The organism is Undibacterium paludis (assembly GCF_022568815.1).
GTDB lineage: Bacteria > Pseudomonadota > Gammaproteobacteria > Burkholderiales > Burkholderiaceae_D > Undibacterium.
This window is the reverse complement of the sequence record NZ_JAKZHX010000015.1, coordinates 1-19,852: the sequence shown is the minus strand read 5'-3', so window position 1 is coordinate 19,852 and position 19,852 is coordinate 1. Positions and strand designations below refer to the sequence as shown.

Genomic DNA, 19,852 nt, shown 5'->3' with positions numbered 1-19,852 from the left:
CCGTTCACTCTTTTCAATGCGTTGGCGTCGTATCCTGACCAGTTTTTCGAGAGGACAGTCTTTGCGCACTGGTTCCGGTACATCGTATGCTTCCTGGCGAAGACGACCAGTCAACGAGAAGCCCACAGACAAACGCCGTATCATTTTTCCAGACCCGTCAATACAGCCAATGTGTTGTCAAAAGCAGAGAAGCCCCGTGTATCCTGGCGCAAGAAATCAAGCTGAGCAGGACGCAACTGTATGGATTTATCTATTTGGGTATCCGTACCCATTTTGTACTCACCCAGCCTGACCAGTAACTCAATTTCCTGGTAACGATTGAGTAATTCGCGAAAGCGAGCGGCGGCTTTGCGTTGCACATCTCCGACCACATTGCTCATGACACGGCTAATGCTGGACAAGACATCGATGGCGGGGTAATGTCCCTGTTCAGCCAGCTTGCGGCTGAGCAGGATATGCCCATCCAGCAAGGATTTTGCTTCATCACCAATGGGGTCTGATGTCGATTCACCATCAACCAGCACGGTATACATCGCTGTAATTGAGCCCTCACCGGAATTGCCTGCCCGTTCTATCAACCTGGGCAACATGGTATAAACAGAGGGTGTAAAGCCCCCGCGCGCCGGCGGTTCACCGGCGGCCAGGCCAATTTCCCTCTGAGCCCTGGCAAAACGCGTCAGGGAATCGATCAACAGCAAGACTTTCTTGCCGCGATCCCGGAAGGCCTCTGCAATTGCAGTCGCAGTGAAAGCAGCCCGCGCCCTTTCCATGGAAGTGCGGTCCGAAGTTGCACAAACGATGATGGTTTTTTTCAACAAATCTTCGTCCAGCTCGTGTTGTAAAAATTCATTGAGTTCACGCCCACGTTCACCGATGAGGCCAAAGACAATGACGTCTGCAGCACAACCCCGTGCTATCGCAGCCATAAGGGTAGTCTTGCCACATCCCGGTCCGGCGAAAATACCCATGCGCTGACCTTGCCCCATGGTGAGCAAGCCATCGATGGCTCGTACGCCCGTTGTCAGAGGCTGTACTATGCGTGGCCGTTCAACTGCCTTGGGTGCATCGCGTATGACAGGGACATGTGTTCGCCATGTAGACACGACATTCTTTGCCGCAGGAGCCCGGTACTGCCAGCGGCCAAAACCATCGAGCACCGATCCGAATAAATGATCTCCCGCTTCAACCATATGCGCACGTCGTAAAGGGGTGATCAACGTTTTGCTGGAAACTCCCTCAAGCGGCGACAGCGCAGACAGTATGGCGGCCTTGTCGGTAAAGCCGATGACCTCGGCCAGCATGGGTATGCCTGCTCCGGCCGGGTTATGGAGATGACATAGTTCGGCAATTTGCACCGTCGGCATATGTGCCTCTATCAAGCTGCCCAATACCTGTGAGACCTTTCCATGGCAGTTCAGCCCAGGTGTTTGAGGCAGTCCGGCGATCTTGACCGCAACCATCTCTTGCAGCTTGGACAAAGCAGTTTCAATTCCCTCACTCGACTCCAGAGCATGTGCAATCGTCATCTGTATCACCAGTTCATCTCGATTTTTCGCTTACCCAGCAAACTGATCTTGTTGTCCTCAATACCGAGCAGGCGTATTCCCCTGTACTCTTCACCAACGAAGAAACGCTGACCGTCTTCAGTCACCAGGCTGGCATTCTTGCCGGAAATAACTTGCCTGATTTTGAAAGGCAGCATTTGCTCTGTATTGACCACATGCGAATTGATGGGAATGCCCAGTGTATGTTCCTGCCGGAATTTTTCCAGGATACGATCCAGGGTCGCTCCCTGCTCGGCATTGAGATCGGCCCTGACTTCCCACAGTTCGGGACTCAGTTGCAAATCCACGTATTTCATCAGATCGGCTTCCGTCAGTTTTTTCCTTAGCAGCATTTGCAGTTCGGCCAGGCTCTCGGGATGTTTTTCCATCTGCTCCTGTGTTGATGCCGGCTCAAGTTCGGGTGAAAGTCCGGGACTGATCTGGAGCCTGGTCTGTGTGTTGATCTGATCGGCGGCTGGTCTTCCGGTCATAGCATAGGCTGCTGCCGCAGACAGTACCACGGCGACAACTGCTGCCAAGGTAGCGGAACGCCTGATCCGTCGCGAAGACCGCGGCTTAGTGCCCCCTTTTGCAATCGGGTCCTCTGAAAAATCAGCCGCTCCTGGTGACACGTCGCTGTGTACCACAGCCTTTTCCTGCTGCTTTTTGGGTGCCGCCTGCCAACCATCTCCAGACCATGCCAACCCTATCCAGACATCTTCCAGGCAGGCGAAATCCCCCGGCTCCAGGTACACTTCTGTCTGCTGCTGCGCCTCTTGCTCTGCATACAATTTCCCTTCTTGAGAGCGCAACAACCATGTCCCTCCCTGCAATTCAAGCCGGGCGTGCAAGGCACTGATTCCCGGGTCAACCAGGACTATATCAGCGTCCTCTCCAGAACCAAGGCTGAGTGACTCATCCCCCAGCGGAATGGTCGCTCCACGATGCAACCCGGTGTATACACGTAATTCCAGCATGCTTGCTCCTTGAAGATTTCAATTCATTACCAGTGAGTTATCACGCTGGCAGTTGGAGTTCCAATCTATCTTCTCAGGTACATTCTCAAAGTTCTATCATGCCAACCGGCTGTACACGCGAGTGCTGGGTCAGTTCAGAAAATGCGAATACCGGCACAGAAAAAAATTCTTCCTCGATCAGGCGCCTGACGGCTCTGCGAATGTCGGCTGCCGTCACCAGAACTGGTGGTGCAGCAGGCGTCCCACCGGTACCGGACAAATCCCCCAGCTTGTCCAGCAAGTCCTGTTCGACTTCAGGGTCAAGATCCAGGTAATTACCCTGGTTGGTTTGCCTGAGTGCACTGCGAATGGTGTCTTCCACTTCAGGTGAAAGCAAGACAACCTCGATGAGACCGTCACGTGCCACCTCATGGCACAATTGTCTCTTCAGGGCCAGCCGAACATAGTCTGCAACGATGTCAGGATCACGCTCTTTTTGTGACCATTCCAGGATGGTTTCCAACAAGAGCCGGGCGTTACGTAAGGCCACTCCCTCCCTTGCCAGCCGCTGTATGACATCAGTCAATCTCGGTAAAGTGACGACTTTCGCCAGTTCCTTGCCAAGTTCAGGGAAACGTCTGTCAGCCCAGCGCATGAACCGCTGGACTTCATGCACGCCAACAAACATCTGGCAATTTCTCAGCATTTCAACTTCGATGTCGGAAGCAAAAACGTCTTCCCACATCATGTAACGTATTCCCAGCTCTTCCAGAGCCTGCCTGTCCGTAACCTTGACCCATACTCGTTGGCGACGTGTACCAACGAGTTTTTCTTCAGTCGCTTCAAAGCCCAGCTCCAGCATGCGTTCAAGATTTTCGGTCGTAGCCGCCCAGCCTGCCTTGATTTCAACATCAATCAGCGGCACCTCGGACATCAGAAACTGTATACGTCCAGCGGGGACCGTCGGACGGACTTCAAAGGCAATGGCTTGCAGATCAGGGATGCCCTTGTGTTCCAGAATTCCGTTACGCATGATGCGTACGGCAGTAGAAATACTCTCGGTATGCCGGATGTCATCTGGATGGTCAGACATTCTGACGAGAAAAGGCTTGGTCGCCGAAAAAGTGGTCAGGTCGACGATTTTTGCATTATTCTGATCCGCTTCAGCCTGACGTTTTCGCATTTCCATTTCTATGCCGGGCTTGAGCAAACCAAGCAGCCCTCCCCCCGCAAGCAGCAAGGACAGCATGACGAACACTGTCGTCGGCATACCAGGGATAAGACCAAAGATGAGCATGATTGCAGCAGCTGTCAGCAGCGCCTTGGGTTCTTTGAACAATTCCGCCACAATATCCTGGCCTATATTGCTGCTGGCTCCTGTATCGTGCTGATCGTCATTGGTAATACGTGTCGTAATCATGCCAGCAGCCAAAGAAATCAGCAGGGCCGGAATCTGCGCAATCAGGGCATCGCCAATCGACAGCACAGAATACACACGCATGGCGTCACCAGCCGGCATGTCATGCTGCAAGACGCCAATGGATATACCGCCGATCAGATTGACGGCAACGATAAAGATGCCGGCGATGGCGTCACCCTTGACGAATTTCATGGCGCCGTCCATCGCTCCGTGCAATTGACTTTCTTTGCCAAGGCCGGCGCGCTTGCTTTTTGCTTCTTCCGCTGTCAGTATGCCAGCACGCAGATCACTGTCTATCGACATTTGTTTGCCTGGCATGGCATCGAGGGAAAAACGGGCAGCCACTTCTGATACGCGTTCTGAACCCTTGGTGATGACAATGAACTGCACCACCGTAAGTATCAGAAAAACCACGAGGCCAACTACCAGATTGCCGCCCACAACAAAGTTACCGAAAGTTTCTACAATATGGCCGGCATTTGCCTCCAGCAGAATTTGGCGGGTAGTCGCCACTTCCAGCGCCAGCCTGAACAATGTTGTCAGCAACAATACTGTAGGAAAGGTAGAAAATGCCGTCGGCCCTGGCATATACATGGACACCACAACCATCAGACCCGCTGTACAGAGATTGATGGCGATAAGTATGTCCAGCAACCATACCGGCATGGGCAAGACCAGCATGAGCACGATGGCAATGACCACCGTCGCTGCCAGCAATTCTGCACGCTGTGCAATTTTTGCGGCAAAATGATTGAGCAACATGGCAATGCTATTCAACATGATCATGCTCCTCTTTCATGAACGTATGGAAGGCTGCAGCCCGTCTCAGCAAAACTGCTGCGACGGCCTGATATCGGCATTGTCGTAAGAACTGATGGTGCGGCAAGTCGAGCTCTCCCTCCAATTCGATTTGCACCAGACTCGCCATCAACCAAAGATGTTCATCATCGGGCCACACCGAAAGACAGACACGCAACAATTGCCGGGCGGGTTCCAGTTGTGTCTGCTGCACCAGCCCCCAGATCAGGCCAATTGCAAGTAACAGATCTTCATCCAGCGGAACCGACTGCTTACGGGGTCGCTTCATGATTTATATTCCTCATCAACAGTATCGCAAACAGGGGCCTGCATATCCATCTGGGCCAGGCGCAATCGAAAGCCGATCGCAGACTCAACAATATTGATACCCTCCAGCACTGGCATGCGCTCATCTTCCGGTTGACTCAATGCAAAACTCAGGAGGCGTCTTTGTAATGCACGCATGCGCGGCACTGCCCCTGATGTCCAGGCCGGGTTGGCGTTTGTCAGATAAGGCCCAAGTGCCTGCCTCAGACAGGTACTCACCGTATGCTCCTGCTCATGAATGGCTGGCAAAGATGCCTGCAATTCACCAGGCATGAGTTGACGGGTGGTCACTGACACCGGTGTAACGGGACTGACATCGCCGAACTCGCCGACATCGGTATGTGTCAACCTGCCCCGCTGCAAGACAATGGAATTCATGTGAATAACTCCTTCGCGACGGTGAGATCTTCTGCATACCTGGCACAAACAACTTCGTCCGGCACACCCAGATCACAGACAACGTAAATAGCGCCATCGACAAAACTGACTGGCCGCCATTGTCCGTAGCGGGACATGTTGCTGCCGCGTTTCTTCAACAGCTCCGTGCTGTTTACCCGGTGTACTTCATCGCGTCCCAGTCCCAGACCAAGCAAAACTTTTTCTGTAGCGGGATAGGCAAACACAACCAGCCCATCACTCAGCGACATCATCATGACTTGCTGTTCCTGCACAGCCTGAAAAATGATACGGGTCAAGGTTTCACGCATGATGCGTCCTCCTCTTCCTTATGATGTTCTTCCTTATAGTGCTCTTCTTCATGTTCTTGCCCGCCTTGCCTCTGGTCTTGCTGCGATTTTTTTCGCCGCAGTCGGGCACGCATAAGCTCTTCAAGCTGCACCTCGCGGGAATGTGTACTTTCCAGCGCGAATGCCAGTGCAGCATTTCTGAATTCGTCAAGTATTGTCAGTCGCTGGCTGTAAGAATCACTTTGCCAGAAACTCATAGGGAAAGCGGCTATCGTCCTCTCCATCAAACCAAACAAACGCATTTTCTGCAGGTTCGTCAAAGACTGGAATTCCACCAGGACTGAAGCCATTTCTGTTGCCTTCATCTTCCTGGCATCAAACACACTCAGTAGACCTAAAGTCACGTCGACCTGACTTGCCTTGACAGCGACACCCAGGTTAAGAGATATATCCTGTCGCAGGCTGGCAGCAAATGAAAAGCAGCTTTGTACAGTAAAAAAACTCTTGCTGTCATTCATCGATAGCCACAGCCGTGGCCCGGGGCTATATGCAGGGTTGTGACGAAAGCTCGAAGCCATATGATTGCGCAGTTCAGCCAGCCCGCGCATAAAGAAGTCATCGCCAAAACGCTGGCGTAAAGCATGTGCCAGCCCTGCCGGGCTCAATGCCATCTCTTTACCGCCCATGGGGGTATTATTCAAGTTCGCGCGTACTGAAGCGAGACTCAATTCTTTTCCGTTCGACACCGGTCCCAGCAAACTACCGAGTACGCGCTGGAACTGGTCTTGCTGCTGCCTGGCCGCACTCAGGCTCTCGCCATGCTGTTGCTCCAGTTCAGCCAGCCATTTCTTGACTTGCGACCCTGCCTGGGCAGTATCTTGTCCCTTAGAATGAGCGTCATTCAATCGCTCAAGCACTTCCCTGAACAGGGTATGGCGTTCCAGTGCATCATATTCCCGTTCCAGGGATTCCCTCAGCACAGACTGATCTTCTTCCTGTATGCGCCCTATCAGGCTGCTGGCCGCGATGGAAAGATCGCTTTCATCATTATCTTCCAGCTTCAGCGCACTCTGGCTCCTGACCGGCTGACGCCGGTTCAAGGGCAGACGATCAGCCAGTGTCATCCGCCGCAAGGGTGGTGGTGCAAACTGATGCACTCCGGCCTGCTGATGAAATTCTGCCAGCGACATGCTGGAGAGACTGCTGTCAGCACCGCCCTGGCTTTTGTGATGCAACATCTGGGCACGCTGCAAGCCTGCCCATGCATGCGACAAATTAATTTGATTGGAGGCATCCATATCTGAAATTGGATAGGCAATTCATTGTGGGATCACTGCAGTTTTTTCATTCGGCATAGACGTGCCTTGGTCATTTTTTTACTCCAACTGACAGAAGAGCCGATCTGCTTAACAAACAATCCCTTCCTGTTTATGGCATGGGATTGTCTGCCTACAGCATTTATCAGCACTGCCCCGTAACGGGGCAGTGCTAGCATTTAGCCCTTGATGTCATTGGGTTGTTGCTGGACAGGCACTGGCGCTTGTTCATTGGCAGAGGCAGTAGCGCCATGTCCGGACGGTGGCTGCACCGCCGCAGCCGGGCAGGGGTTGATATCTTTGGTGGAGCTGATAATAGGATTGGAAGCGGCGATATTCATGAATTTCTCCTGTAAGAGGTAGACTGAAAGATTGTTAAAAGTGAGGTTAAAGGTGACGCAAAAAAGTTAAATACTCAAATGAATACGTGATTTACTATATACAGTGAATGAAATCAGTTTTTACTCAGAAAATTAATGCGATTTGTCATATAGCTGCTGATAGGTTTTGGGGGTAAGTTCATTCGATACGACGTATGTTTTACCATTCATCCTGAATGCAATAATGCCCTGTTCCTCCATTTCCTTAGTCTGTACAGGTCTTCCTTTGACTTCTGCAAACATGGGCGGCAAGGACTTCTCTCTATAAAGCGTGTATCCGTCACGGTTTTGACTACTGCCTCCCTCTTTAAGCTCCAGCTTTGCAGCGTCTGCAGGGCTCATATTCCAACTATTGGAGTAATCGACCATCTCCCATTGTTTTGCATAGTTAGAAGCTGCCTCAAATCCCTTGTTCTTTACAGGGTCATCACTTCGGAAATAACATTTATCACCAATAATTACATATTGATCCGTATTGGAAAATGTCGTTCCCTCAAAGCTACCGAAATTTGGAACATCGTCATTCTTTGCTGTATGACACTTATGCACAGCATTAAAATCTCCTTGCTCTGATACTGGAATGCATTTTACTTTTGCCAGTGCCGGTGTTGGTGTCGGTGTTGGTGTCGGTGTCGGTGTTGGTGTTGGTGTTGGTGTTGGTGTTGGTGTTGGTGTTGGTGTTGGTGTTGGTGTTGGTGTCGGTGTCGGTGTCGGTGTCGGTGTCGGTGTCGGTGTCGGTGTCGGTGTCGGTGTCGGTGTCGGTGTCGGTGTCGGTGTCGGTGTCGGTGTCGGTGTCGGTGTCGGTGTCGGTGTCGGTGTCGGTGTGCCACCAAATTTAGACAAGAATGGCTTCATCTTGTCCATGATTGCACTCACCGTTTCTTCCGGCATTCCCATGGCTGTAAAGAAACCCCGAAACATTTGCTCGAAACCTTTGCTTGAGTCCGTTTCAGGTGGTTCTACACAGAGGCCAACGTCAGTTTTAGCTTTCGAGAATTTGTCGATACCCTCCTGCCCCTCCATAAATCCGACTTTATTGCCGTCTTTATCAAAAATATCCCACGATTTGGTATTGCCATTGGGATCTTCAATTTCTTTCGCTGTCGCTCCCTGGTACTTTTGGCCGCTGACTGAAAAGTCACCTTTCACCACAACTTGGTTGTCTTTGGAAACAACGTCCCAACTCTTATCCACTTGTGCACTGGTAAAATTATTGACTGTTGGCATATCTCTCTCCTATAAAGGATTGCAGTTGATTTAAATGGATGCAAGTTCGAACAGGCACAATCGCCGTTCTTACCCGCATCATGACAAGCAAAATTTGCGCTTAATGTGTCTGCTCAAATTCTGTTGTACTGGATGGAATCTCACCCGCAGAATCCTGCAGGGCGCGATCGCGAATATTTTCGATCTCGTCAGGTATGGCCAACAATTCGTCCAGCCTTTCGATACTGCGTGCCGTGTGGTTGCCTGGTGTACTGATTTCCTGCAAGGTCAGGATTTCGTTGTCAGTACTGAGCATGTAGTTGGTTGTGCAGTTCTTACAGATGTCGTAACTGCTTTTGAAGAGTATCCCGTTGGACAATTGCACGGTCTTTTCTTCAGTGAGATTGTTGATCCATTGAGTGATAACTATTTCTTGTCCATCTGCCGTTGCCATGGTCGTCCTTTGTCGTTGATGTTGAGGGATGATCTTTGTTGCAGCGCCTGCTTGATCAGTGTGGCTGTCTGCAATGTTGAGTGCCCGGTCTGATATTTCGGTTCCAGGCCATGCTCTTTCATTCGCAAGCGGCCTTGCCGGTGCTGTTTTCACTCAGTCTGCTATCTGGCCTTTTTCTTTGTCTGTCGTGTTGATTTTTTCTGCACCGACGCTGCAGGTTTGCCGGTATCCATTCGGCCTTGCCGGCAAAGAAATAATAGTGCTCGTCTTTGTCGACGAGCTTCCAGCCCATGCGCCTGGCGAATTGCAGACAAAGCTCGTTATCGTGTTCTGCCCGACAAAAAATGGGATCGTGATGAGAAAATATCCAGTCCAGGATGTCGGGTATCAGCAGGCTCCAGCGTCCCTGGAATTCCGGCAGAATTGCCAGATGCAGTTCCCCGTTATCGATGATGAGTCCACCAAATTGCTGACCATCACAAACAAAGCCAAGTGAGGGGGATTGATGAAAACGTGCTACAAATCTTTCCAGCGTCAATCCGTTTTTTTCAAACCAGTCTTGCGAATAGCGACGCGTATCGGCATCAAAATAAACAGCCAGATCAGCACTGTCTGCCAAGCATAATCTGTTCAAGATAGCTTCCTTTCTCCGCGCATATTCTGAGATTCTCCTGTGGAAACAGCAGCGCCGTGCGCTATTGCCTCAAGAATTATCCGCACCAGGCAGGATGGTCGATAAGTATTTTCCCAAGCACAGAAGTTCCCGGATTTACGTGGAAACAAAAAACTAAATCTCAACAATTTTCAATGTCTCATCAAATCTCATCGAAGTGATTTTTACCCTCTTCGCTTTGCTATTGTCCGTCCCACGCAAAGTACAGATGACCTGCTCTTGCGCCATGTTCAAGATGAACACAATCTGCTTCGAAAGGGTGACTATGGACAATTTTGAATTTCATGAAACAGATACAGCATCTGTTATTTCTTCAAATGGGATTACTGCTTCAGCCAATGTAAATGTCGAGAAATTATTCCTTGACCATCACCAGCACGTTCTGCGATTTGTCCGCAGATATCTGCGCAATGAAGAAGATGCAGAAGACGTTACTCAGAATACTTTCATTGAGGCGCTGCGATCCGCCGAGCGATTCAGTGGCATGTCCAAACCTTCCACCTGGTTGTTCGGCATCGCATTGAACCTTGCTCGCAGCCATGTGCGCAAACGCTATTCGTGTCAGCTTGATTTTGTTGACGAAAACGTCCTTGAAATGCAGGTTGATGAATTTTCTGACCCAAGCCGCATCATAGAAAATCGCGAAATGCTCGACAAGGTGAACAACATGATGGAAAACCTGCCGGAGAAAATACGTCTTACCTTCGAATCTGTGCTGGATGGTGATAACAGTTATCAGGATGCTGCGACAGAACTGGACATACCGATAGGTACGGTGCGTTCACGGGTGTCACGCGTCAGGTCCAGTGTCAAGCAACAGTTCTGCTGACAGCGTCTGCGTGGAACTGCATGATGCTTCAAACTACTCAAGTAGGCAGTCCGCAGTAAATCGATATTTTTCAATCTGACTAAAGGAGTTGATTATGCCAGCAGCAGCAATTGCAGGAGCAAGTATTGCCGATTCGGCGGCAAACATGGCCGCCCAGGAAGCCATCGCCGCACAACAACGTGAGAACATGCTCAGGACCACCGCCATACAGGCAAAAAATGCAGAGACCGCAGCTCTGTGCAACATGATTCTTGACTGTATCAAGGCGCTCAATGAATTGCGTAAAAAAGGTGGTGCAATGATGGGCAGTGCAATTGGCCAGTAAGTTCGCCTGATTTGCACTCTTGCTTCACCCGCATTAAAAAATGGCAGGAGCAACACCTCCTGCCATCCTCAATCTAACCCGATTTGAAAGAAGAAAAGTCATGTCAAACGCACAGAGTATTTTTCAAAGTATGCCAGTACCCAAGGATGCCACCACGGAACAGCGCAAGAACATGCAGCAAATGCAGGAAATGACCAATGAACAGATGGATCAAAGTCTGTGGGCCGCCGCACAAGGACTGGCCCTGAACAAGCTTAAACTTTTCCATACCATGGCCAAGCAGGTCAATGACCAGCAATAGCGTACACATGCATCAGGCTTTACTACATCGAAAAAGATGCAGAGCCATGCTTTCACGTATATCTTCCACTTGCACAACGCCCCTTGTATGAACCCTTTAATAACTTATAAAGCATTCAGGTATTGGCTCAACGCAGGATTTAAGAGTCGTCATGCATTGTTTCTCGCCATCAAACATGGAAGGCCTGGTATATGATTTTTTTTAAAAATTTGTTCTGGTATAAAAAACGCGGATTCAGTTGGCGGATTTCTGCAAATCTGGCCAGAAATACAATTGCACGTTAATGTTGGTCTATGCTACCCGCGCGGGCAACATTAAGTAGTGACGGCAGGAGTGGTCTGATCAGACAGAAAATAACTCATGAAAAATGACGCAGTGTGAATCCCGGCATCCATGTGAAAAACCCGTTTCTCAAAGAGAAAACGGGTTCTTGTTTATGCTCTAAATAAGTGCGATATTAAAACGGTTATACCTACCTAAAAATGTAAGCAGCGGAATTTTCTCTATGAGAAAAATCGATTTCTGATATTTACATCAATTTTTTTTAAACAAATATACTCAGATAAGCATCGTTGTTTACATTGTCAGACTGGCTTTGCGAATTGAAGGAGCAAGGATTAAAAACTGCTTATATTTAGAGAGAAACGACAGATAAGGTCAATCGTTAAATTGACGATTTGTTTGATAGGACTGCAATTTTCAGGAGAGGCGTTACTGAATACATCATGCCGATGAACGACAATCAAATGTTATCACAGGCCAAAAGAAATTCAATCATGTCTTTGTTACAGCCCAGGATTAGACCTTCACAAACAAAAACTCGCTGAAAATTGCCCAACTTTGCTGGATAAATTGCATCTATTGTGACCCACGTTTAGCACACAATCCTACTTATCTTGATGAATAGGGAGCAGGAGGGATTGACGTGGCATTACCAGATATTATTCGACGCTGGCACATTCGTGACCAGATTCCATTACGGAAAATCGCTGCCCGTTCATTACCCGGAAATTTGGCCTACTACAAAATCGCCTCAGTTCGCGGCAGTGAAATTCCTATTTTTTCAGGGCAGGCTTGCGCGAATTAGTCGGCAGAAGTGAGCTTAAAAACAAATCTTCATTCATCTACAAGTTGCCGCAACAATAGTGCTGGAATCGTCGTTGCACGCAAAAAATCTGTTGTAGCATGCCCCAACAACATGCTGCGCAAAGGCGTATATGGATACGCTGCGAGCACAAGTAAATCAATTGACTGAGCCTTGATCATAGATTGAAGTTGTGACTTTATTTCGCCTTGATGGAATGCAGCACTGATTTCGATCCCGACACTGGTAAGACAGTTTGTTGCCCAGTTGATGGCTTTCAGTGTTTCTTCATTTGCTTCGGCACACATCAATAAATGGATAGAGAATCCTGTAAAGAGAGGGTTGCTCGCTATGAGTTGAATACCACGACGACATATCGTACCGCGATCAAACACGATCATCGCTCTTTGCAGTGAGTTGAAAGCGTCGTCAACAATAAGTACGGGTCTATTCAGTACCCTGATACATCGTCTGACGTCGGGTCCTAAATTTCCTGGAGAAAGACCTCGCCGGCCAAAAACGTGCAACCGGATATCCCTATCCCACAATTGAACAACTTCTGAAAACTCGCCTTCTTGATGAGAAAAATGTGCCGTCCTGTCACCAAAGCTGATACTGGCTTTGAATTCGCTCCTACGCACTTGACCAGGATGCACAGTCGAGATATTGCGTAGTTGAGCACTGGTCAACGGTACAGATACGTCTTGTGCTTGCCTAATATCGATGACCTGACTGCGCCTTCCAAATGCTTCTTGCCCGGCGAAAGGGCCGGCGACATGCATAAATTCCAAGGGCGCATCAAGTCGAAGTGCCGCCCAGGTCGCATAGTCCGCAATGTTTGCCGCATAGGCAGACTGATCAACCCAGGCGATAATTTTCTGATTTAAATTCATGGATTTGCTTTTTTTTGCCTCGTCTGGTCATAGATTGACTTCGGCCTATTTGTCGGGCAAGTTCAAGATAGTTATTTCGATTCTTCAGATGCACTGGCTGACGCGCCCTGATCCGGCGCTTTAACCGCGCTAGCAGGCACAACAGCATTGGCTGGTGCCACCTGCTGTACTGGTGGTGAAGGTTTGGGTCTGACTTGAGGTTTTAATCTGATGACCGTAGCAGGTATATTTGTCACTGTTCTCTTTTGCTTGTCGGCAGCGAATTGTTTTTTCTCTTCTTCGCTGAGTTCTTGATAGTGCTGCCACTGGGCAGCTTTTTGACTGGACTTTATTTTTGAGGCGCGTGCAAAATTTTCTCTTGCCTGCATCCTCTGCTCTGGTGTTAGTTTGACCCATTCACGCATGCGCTCTTGCGCCCGTACTTTTTCGTCAGGACTAAGTTTTTGATAGCGGTTTGCTATTTCTATCCATTTCTGCTTCCTGTTGGCATCGATATTTTTCCACTCGCTTGCCAGCGGTGACAATGTGTTCTTTTGGATATCCGTTAGCGTACCCCATGGCGGCCCTGTTTCAATTACATGGGTCGTTTTGGTAAAGGATGTTTTGGGAGAATTGTTGAGAGATGGCTGCGCGCTGGTGCTCACATGTGCCAATAGAAGTAATTGTACAGCTAGGCCAATCACAAGGATTAATCGATGGATTGCAGACTTGAGGTTCATTTTATGCCTCCAGCAATTAGATGTTCAGGCCAGCGGTATCAGGGCATATCGTCCTTTGACTGTTGCTATCGCGCCATATGACCATTTGCAAAAGTCGATCATGGTAGGGCTGGCGACCAAGCAGTGTGCCAGCCCTTATATTCATTTAAGCGAGTAAACAGGTTTATGACCTGCCCACAACCTACTATTTAGTAATGTAGACAATGTCATCGCGACGATTTTCAGCCCAGGCCGCTTCGTCGTGCCCCATTGCTTTTGGTTTTTCCTTGCCATACGAAACCGCTTCCAACTGTGCATCTGGTGTGCCGAGCAAAACCATGGCTTTACGCACGGCTTCTGCGCGTTTTTGGCCTAATGCAAGGTTGTATTCGCTACCACCTCGTTCATCTGTATTACCCTGTATCAAAACCTTTTTTGTCTTATTGCCAGCGATGTACTTCGAATGCGCCTGTACCAGATTCGCGTACTCGGGTTTGACTGCATACTGGTCATAATCAAAATAAATGCTGCGCTTGGAAAGAATGTTTTTTGGATCGTTCAATGGATCTACAGATGCCGTGACGGTTTCAACCGACCGCGTATTTGGCGTTGGTTTTTGAGCAGTAGTAACCGGCGTGGCTGGCTTTTCCGCGACTTTGACTGGGGAACTGCATGCTGACAGCAGAACGACTGCTGCGCTGGCGAGAGATAACATGCTGGTAGAGCGCATTTCAATTTCCTCTTTGATTTAATTATGGGAAAAAACCCTGACACATCATCAGGACTACCCACACCTGATTTCCCTTACTGTCAGGTGCAGTGATAAAAATGCGGTAAGCGAACAACCCGGACACTCATCCCGGCGCTTCAGTCAGGCGAAAAAAAGCCCCCTCCGAGAAGGGGGGTAAAAGGAAGCATTAAACCTGCACTCCCACTCTCGTCTTGCAACCTGGCTACATCGTAAATGGCAAAGGCAATAAGGCAAATCCCTCGTCCAAAACTTCGATGCTACTTAACAATCCCTGCAGGCCGGAATCCAAATTGCTTGCTGATTCTGCATCAAGCTGCAATAAGGCTTCCGGCAGTAATCCCCTGGCCGGTTTCGGGGCACGCATTAACAAGGCTGCCCCTTCTTCCGTCAAACTGACTCTGACTACGCGCTGATCCTTGGGGTCGCGCGCCTTACGGACATAACCTCGTTTTTCCAGGTTGTCCAATAAGTTACTCGTCGTTGTCTGGTGAATTGCCAGTTTTTTAGCCAGTTCCCCTACACGCAATCCATCTGTCTCAGAGAGCTCCTGGATGATCCACAGTTGTGCGCCATTGACACCGCATTGTTTTTCTATCCATAAAGAATGCTGTTGCGCTGCGCGTATGACAATACGCAACTTCTTCAGAATATCGAGTCTTGCCTGAATTTCACTATTTTCTTCATTATCAGCACTAGTTTTGCGTGCTACTTTTTTTATCATCAAGTATCTCCTGCGAATAAAGTGTATCATAACTCCATTCCTACAAATATAATTTGTAGGAATATGTTTTGCTTAAATATATTATGACTTACGCAAGATTGTCCCGGCAAGGCGCAGCGACGAAGACAGTACGAATAGTACGGCTAGGAGCTGCAACGCAGCCGGGGCGGTTTTGCGTAAGTCCTATATATGTAAAAAGTGATTAACTTGTCCGGCAAATACTTAGCTTATGCCGAAGGAATAACCCACTTCATTATGCATTTACCTCCCCGCAGAAAGCCATACTCACTTCGGACCGGTCTCGTCATTTCCAGGGTTTCAGATGTCTGGCACCGGGGAGCTGCATGGATCATCGGCCCCTTATTGGTAGGCCTGCTGGCTGTAGGTCTGGCGTTCGGCGGTGAGCAGGCTGCCAAACTGCATGCACAAATGGTGAAAGTGTCGCCATATTCTCCTCTCGTAGTCATGCCTTTGGGATTTGCCCTGCTGTTCTATCTTGGTCGGCGCTTTTTTCCAGGTACGCAAGGTAGTGGCATTCCCCAGACTATTGCCGCCATTGATGCAACTGGCACGGAGAAAGAAAATACCCTGCTGTCACCCAGGATAGCGTTAGGTAAAATCCTGATGACCCTGGGTGGACTTTCCGTTGGTGCCTCAATCGGCAGGGAGGGGCCAACTGTGCAGATCGGCGCATCCGTGATGCATATGTTTTATGGACATGGCCCATTCCAGAACCCGGAGACCCGGCGTATTTTGATTATGGCTGGCGGCGCTGCCGGAATTGCTGCAGCGTTCAATACACCGTTGGCAGGCATCATGTTTGCGATTGAGGAACTGAGCAAGAAACACGTGTTTAATGCCAATAGCTCCACCCTGGTGACTGTGATTCTTTCGGGCTTGATTTCCTTGGCAGCCTTAGGGAACTACACCTATTTTGGCTCAACTGGAGCTTATCTGGACTGGAGTTCGGGCATGTGGGCAATATTGCTGTGTGGTGTCATTGGCGGCGCGTCTGGCGGCTGTTTCAGCCAGTTGCTGATTGCCAGTTACAGCAAATTACCAGCACGTGTGACAAGCTTTATGAAAAACCGTGGCGCACTGTTCGCAGCCTTATGTGGATTGCTGATTGCAATACTCGGTGTTTGTACAGATGGATTGCCCTTTGGTACAGGTTATGCCACAACCAGGCTAACCTTGGAGGACAGCGGCGTCTTACCCTGGTATTTCGGGATCAGCAAAATGTTGGCAACTATACTGTCCTCCATGAGTGGAATAACTGGGGGGATATTTGCTCCCTCATTGGCGGTGGGAGCCGGTATTGGTGACAATGTTGCAGACCTGTTTCCGAATATGGCCACGCATAGCGCGACCGTTTTGTTGGTCATGGCTGCATATTTGTCTGGAGTAACCAGAGCACCGGTAACATCTTTCATTATCATGATGGAAATGACAGACAGTCATCAGATGCTGGTACCATTAATGACAGCGTCGGTCATCGCTAGTGCTGCATCTAAAATGATTTGTCCTACTCCGCTTTATCACAAATTGGCAGAGCGGTTTTCTGTACCGGCTACAGCAAGCTTGCAGCCCAGCCGGTAATGGCGCGTCCGGCTGCGCCACTCATTACAGTGGCGGCCGACACTTCCCTTTAACAAGCAGATATCAATAAAAACATGAACACTATACAAGTGGTCGGCGCAGTTATTTTCTTTCTCGCGCTGGCCCATACCTTTGCCGCAAAATTTTTTGAAAAACTTGCTCATAGAGCGCCCAAACACGCAGGCTTATTTCATCTGCTTGGTGAAGTCGAGGTGGTTTTTGGATTCTGGGCATTCATCCTGATCGTTGCCATGGCAGCGATTTCTGGCAGTGAAGCCGCAGTTACCTATGCTGAATCTCGTCAATATACAGAACCATTGTTTGTTTTTGTCGTGATGGTAGTTGCCGCTTCAAGACCGGTACTGGAAATTGTTGCGCGATTTTTGTCCGTAATTGCAAAGCTGACTCCCTTGCCACGACCATTGGCCATGACCTGGTTTGGCTTGGCAGCAGTGCCTCTTATGGGTTCGCTGATCACCGAACCGGCAGCAATGACACTGGCAGCGCTGATGCTGGCCCCATTAGTGTTCCGCCAGGGAATCCCTGAGTGGCTGAAGTACGGTAGCCTGGGCGTACTGTTTGTGAATGTTTCCATAGGTGGAACCCTAACATCGTTTGCCGCACCACCAGTGCTGATGGTGGCAGCGACCTGGAAGTGGTCGACAACTTTCATGGTAATGACGTTTGGCTGGAAAGCGTGCATTGCTGTATTAGTCAATGCATCGGTTATCACCTTCCTGCTGCGCAAACACGTCAGCACACCCATTGCCAGTAATAAAGCAGGAGAAATTCCTGTTCCGCTGATTGTCAGCCTGGTGCATTTGATGTTTCTGGCTGGGGTGGTGATTTTTGCCCATCATCCGGTATTTTTTCTTGGCCTGTTCCTGTTCTTCATGGGTTATACGCAGGCCTATGAGCGCTTCCAGAATCCGCTGATCCTGAAAGAAGGCTTGCTGGTCGGCTTTTTCCTCGCAGGACTGGTTGTTCTTGGGGGAATGCAGCAATGGTGGTTGCAACCCATCGTTTCCAGCCTCAGTCCAGTTGCCTTGTTTTTTGGGGCCCTTGGCCTGACTGCCATTACTGACAATGCCGCCCTGACTTATTTGGGTTCATTAATTGTTGGAATGAGTGATCAATCCAAATACATGCTGGTTGCGGGTGCAGTGGCAGGCGGTGGATTGACCGTGATTGCCAATGCGCCCAATCCGGCAGGAGTAGCTTTGCTGCGTCGGGGTTTCAATGACGAGTCAATTGGCGCTGGCGGTTTATTGCTGGGCGCAACGCCCCCTACCTTGATGGCTGCGGTGGCTTTCTTGTGGTGAAAACCAAGTCGTGTCAGGCCAGGAAAATCGACGTACTTAAAAGGAGTTTGAATGTTCGAGTTCTTCAATTCTAACCTGGCCGAGCTGGCATGGCCTTTTGCTCTTGTGTTTGCCTGGCTTGCAGGTGAATTCGGACACCGCTGGACTGGTTTGCCACGTATCAGTATTTACGGTCTCGTGGGCTTCTTGCTGGCGAATTCGCAACTGGGCATGTTGTCTCATGATGGTCATAGCGCCATTTTATTATTAGCAAATATCGCCTTCGGATTGATTTTGTTCGAATTTGGCTATCGCATTAACATCCGCTGGCTTCGTAATAATCCCTGGATAGGCCTTACGGGTGTGCTGGAGGCAACGCTTACTTTCTCAGCCGTGTATGTGGTGGCGACCTGGTGTGGAACACCCATACTGACGGCTTTATTGTTAGCTGCACTGACCATGTCTACCTCTCCAGCCGGTTTGTTACGTGTCATTAATGAACAGCGTAGCGCTGGCCAGGTAACTGAAAGGATATTGCATCTGGCAGCAATCAATTGTGTGATGGGTGTGTTTACTTTCAAGGTCATTGTAGGATTTTGGGTCTTCCAAAACACAGGCAGCCTTTTACAGGCATCCGTGAACAGTTTGTTAGTGCTGATCACATCCATCGCAATGGGTGCCTTGTTCGGAGTGCTTCTGCCGCTCATATTACGTCAGCTTGGCAATCTGGGACAGGATGCAACTGTCGCCTTCGCTTTTGCGGTGATTTTATTGGTAGCACTGACGCATGCAGCCAAGCTTTCACCAATACTGGCAACGCTGACTTTTGGATTGATGGCAAGGCATAGACGGATTACCTTGAGCCGCACTCAAAGAAACTTTGGTCCATTGGGTGATTTGCTCACCGTCATGTTGTTCGTTTATGCAGCTTCCACGTTGGAATGGCAAAAAATCATCTCCGGCGCAGGCCTTGGTTTGGCCTTGGTGGCTGTGCGCTTTGCAGCAAAACTCTCTGTCACATCGCTGCTGGCCCACATAAGCGGGATCCAGACGCGCAAAGGCGTAATGACTGGCTTGGCTCTGGCACCTATATCTGTATTCGTAATTCTTACTTTAGAACAGACGCGCTATCTGGGTATCAGTTTTGCCGATGAGTTGACTGCACTTGCGGCCATGACCCTGCTATTGGAAATAGTGGGGCCAATATTGACTCAACGCGCCTTGATCTGGGCGAAAGAAGTACCCGAACAGGAAGGAAAATAAAATGTCATTAGAACCTTTTAAGACTTCGAACGCCTTGTCTTTGGGTGTCGAACTTGAACTTCAACTCATCAATCTTTCTGACTTCGATTTATCCGCATCTAGTCCTGATCTTTTACATTTGCTTGGACGTAGGCCATTTCCAGGAAACGTGACACCTGAAATTACGGAGAGCATGATAGAAATTTGTACAGACGTACAAACGAATTATCAGGGAGTGTTGGCGCAGCTTCGGAAGATACGAGACACTCTGGTAGAAGCATCAGATACTTTGGGAATCGGCATTTGCGGTGGTGGCACCCATCCTTTCCAGAAATGGACAGACAGGAA

23 protein-coding genes are annotated in these 19,852 nt (G+C 49.3%); 8 read left to right on the top strand and 15 right to left on the bottom strand.

The window, feature by feature from the left end; all coding sequences use genetic code 11:
- Positions 1–140: 140 nt before the first annotated feature.
- The 11 genes from LZ463_RS22915 to LZ463_RS22865 all read right to left on the bottom strand — a co-directional run bounded on the left by LZ463_RS22915 (position 141) and on the right by LZ463_RS22865 (position 9,721).
- The gene (locus LZ463_RS22915; protein ID WP_489686147.1) at positions 141–1,460 is read right to left on the bottom strand and encodes a FliI/YscN family ATPase; all 1,320 of its coding nucleotides are present in this window, start codon (positions 1,458–1,460) and stop codon (positions 141–143) included.
- A 71-nt stretch (positions 1,461–1,531) separates the two neighbouring features.
- Positions 1,532–2,521, bottom strand: a complete 990-nt coding sequence (locus LZ463_RS22910; RefSeq protein ID WP_241458622.1) for an FHA domain-containing protein — start codon at positions 2,519–2,521, stop codon at positions 1,532–1,534.
- Between the two features lie 85 nt (positions 2,522–2,606).
- Entirely contained in the window at positions 2,607–4,700 is a 2,094-nt protein-coding gene (gene sctV / locus LZ463_RS22905) for a type III secretion system export apparatus subunit SctV (RefSeq protein ID WP_241458621.1), read from the bottom strand.
- Positions 4,690–5,007 (bottom strand): hypothetical protein, encoded by a 318-nt coding sequence (locus LZ463_RS22900; protein ID WP_241458620.1) that lies wholly within the window; start codon positions 5,005–5,007, stop codon positions 4,690–4,692. Before LZ463_RS22900 ends, sctV begins: the two co-directional genes overlap by 11 nt.
- Positions 5,004–5,423 carry a hypothetical protein gene (locus LZ463_RS22895; protein ID WP_241458619.1) on the bottom strand — a complete coding sequence of 140 codons (420 nt, stop codon included), beginning with the start codon at positions 5,421–5,423 and terminating at the stop codon, positions 5,004–5,006. The genes LZ463_RS22900 and LZ463_RS22895 overlap by 4 nt, the downstream gene beginning before the upstream one ends.
- Positions 5,420–5,752, bottom strand: a complete 333-nt coding sequence (locus LZ463_RS22890) for a hypothetical protein (RefSeq protein ID WP_241458618.1) — start codon at positions 5,750–5,752, stop codon at positions 5,420–5,422. The genes LZ463_RS22895 and LZ463_RS22890 overlap by 4 nt, the downstream gene beginning before the upstream one ends.
- Complete coding sequence (locus LZ463_RS22885; RefSeq protein ID WP_241458617.1) at positions 5,737–6,969, bottom strand: hypothetical protein; 1,233 nt, start codon at positions 6,967–6,969, stop codon at positions 5,737–5,739. Before LZ463_RS22885 ends, LZ463_RS22890 begins: the two co-directional genes overlap by 16 nt.
- A 257-nt stretch (positions 6,970–7,226) precedes the next feature.
- Positions 7,227–7,388 carry a hypothetical protein gene (locus LZ463_RS22880; RefSeq protein WP_241458616.1) on the bottom strand — a complete coding sequence of 54 codons (162 nt, stop codon included), beginning with the start codon at positions 7,386–7,388 and terminating at the stop codon, positions 7,227–7,229.
- 132 nt (positions 7,389–7,520) lie between these two features.
- Complete coding sequence (locus LZ463_RS22875) at positions 7,521–8,654, bottom strand: hypothetical protein (RefSeq protein ID WP_241458615.1); 1,134 nt, start codon at positions 8,652–8,654, stop codon at positions 7,521–7,523.
- A 100-nt stretch (positions 8,655–8,754) separates the two neighbouring features.
- Positions 8,755–9,087: a hypothetical protein gene (locus LZ463_RS22870; RefSeq protein ID WP_241458614.1), complete on the bottom strand. Its 333-nt coding sequence runs from the start codon at positions 9,085–9,087 to the stop codon at positions 8,755–8,757.
- Between the two features lie 118 nt (positions 9,088–9,205).
- The gene (locus LZ463_RS22865) at positions 9,206–9,721 is read right to left on the bottom strand and encodes a GNAT family N-acetyltransferase (protein WP_241458613.1); all 516 of its coding nucleotides are present in this window, start codon (positions 9,719–9,721) and stop codon (positions 9,206–9,208) included.
- Positions 9,722–9,968: 247 nt separating this feature from the next.
- On the opposite strand from LZ463_RS22865, the gene LZ463_RS22860 reads away from it, so the two are divergent.
- From LZ463_RS22860 to LZ463_RS22845, 4 genes are all read left to right on the top strand, one after another.
- On the top strand, positions 9,969–10,589 hold the full coding sequence (locus LZ463_RS22860) for an RNA polymerase sigma factor (RefSeq protein ID WP_347176290.1): 621 nt from the start codon (positions 9,969–9,971) through the stop codon (positions 10,587–10,589).
- Between the two features lie 94 nt (positions 10,590–10,683).
- Positions 10,684–10,914 carry a hypothetical protein gene (locus LZ463_RS22855; protein ID WP_241458611.1) on the top strand — a complete coding sequence of 77 codons (231 nt, stop codon included), beginning with the start codon at positions 10,684–10,686 and terminating at the stop codon, positions 10,912–10,914.
- A gap of 100 nt (positions 10,915–11,014) precedes the next feature.
- The gene (locus LZ463_RS22850; protein WP_241458610.1) at positions 11,015–11,215 is read left to right on the top strand and encodes a hypothetical protein; all 201 of its coding nucleotides are present in this window, start codon (positions 11,015–11,017) and stop codon (positions 11,213–11,215) included.
- Between the two features lie 925 nt (positions 11,216–12,140).
- Positions 12,141–12,302: a hypothetical protein gene (locus tag LZ463_RS22845; RefSeq protein WP_241458609.1), complete on the top strand. Its 162-nt coding sequence runs from the start codon at positions 12,141–12,143 to the stop codon at positions 12,300–12,302.
- A gap of 29 nt (positions 12,303–12,331) precedes the next feature.
- On the opposite strand, the gene LZ463_RS22840 is transcribed toward LZ463_RS22845, so the two are convergent.
- From LZ463_RS22840 to LZ463_RS22825, 4 genes are all read right to left on the bottom strand, one after another.
- Entirely contained in the window at positions 12,332–13,192 is an 861-nt protein-coding gene (locus tag LZ463_RS22840) for a universal stress protein (protein ID WP_241458608.1), read from the bottom strand.
- A gap of 71 nt (positions 13,193–13,263) precedes the next feature.
- Positions 13,264–13,911, bottom strand: coding sequence for a DUF3106 domain-containing protein (locus tag LZ463_RS22835; protein WP_241458607.1), 648 nt, complete (start codon positions 13,909–13,911; stop codon positions 13,264–13,266).
- A gap of 184 nt (positions 13,912–14,095) precedes the next feature.
- Positions 14,096–14,620 (bottom strand): peptidoglycan-associated lipoprotein Pal, encoded by a 525-nt coding sequence (gene pal, locus LZ463_RS22830; RefSeq protein ID WP_241458606.1) that lies wholly within the window; start codon positions 14,618–14,620, stop codon positions 14,096–14,098.
- Between the two features lie 223 nt (positions 14,621–14,843).
- Positions 14,844–15,362: a MarR family winged helix-turn-helix transcriptional regulator gene (locus tag LZ463_RS22825; RefSeq protein WP_241458605.1), complete on the bottom strand. Its 519-nt coding sequence runs from the start codon at positions 15,360–15,362 to the stop codon at positions 14,844–14,846.
- A 207-nt stretch (positions 15,363–15,569) separates the two neighbouring features.
- Between LZ463_RS22825 and LZ463_RS22820 the strand changes: the two genes are divergently transcribed.
- From LZ463_RS22820 to LZ463_RS22805, 4 genes are all read left to right on the top strand, one after another.
- Positions 15,570–16,961: a chloride channel protein gene (locus LZ463_RS22820; RefSeq protein WP_241458604.1), complete on the top strand. Its 1,392-nt coding sequence runs from the start codon at positions 15,570–15,572 to the stop codon at positions 16,959–16,961.
- 74 nt (positions 16,962–17,035) lie between these two features.
- Complete coding sequence (locus LZ463_RS22815) at positions 17,036–18,283, top strand: putative Na+/H+ antiporter (protein ID WP_241458603.1); 1,248 nt, start codon at positions 17,036–17,038, stop codon at positions 18,281–18,283.
- Positions 18,284–18,334: 51 nt separating this feature from the next.
- Positions 18,335–19,525 (top strand): cation:proton antiporter, encoded by a 1,191-nt coding sequence (locus LZ463_RS22810; RefSeq protein ID WP_241458602.1) that lies wholly within the window; start codon positions 18,335–18,337, stop codon positions 19,523–19,525.
- 1 nt (position 19,526) lies between these two features.
- Positions 19,527–19,852, top strand: a 326-nt coding sequence (locus tag LZ463_RS22805) for a glutamate-cysteine ligase family protein (protein WP_241458601.1), incomplete at its 3' end; no start/stop codon positions are given.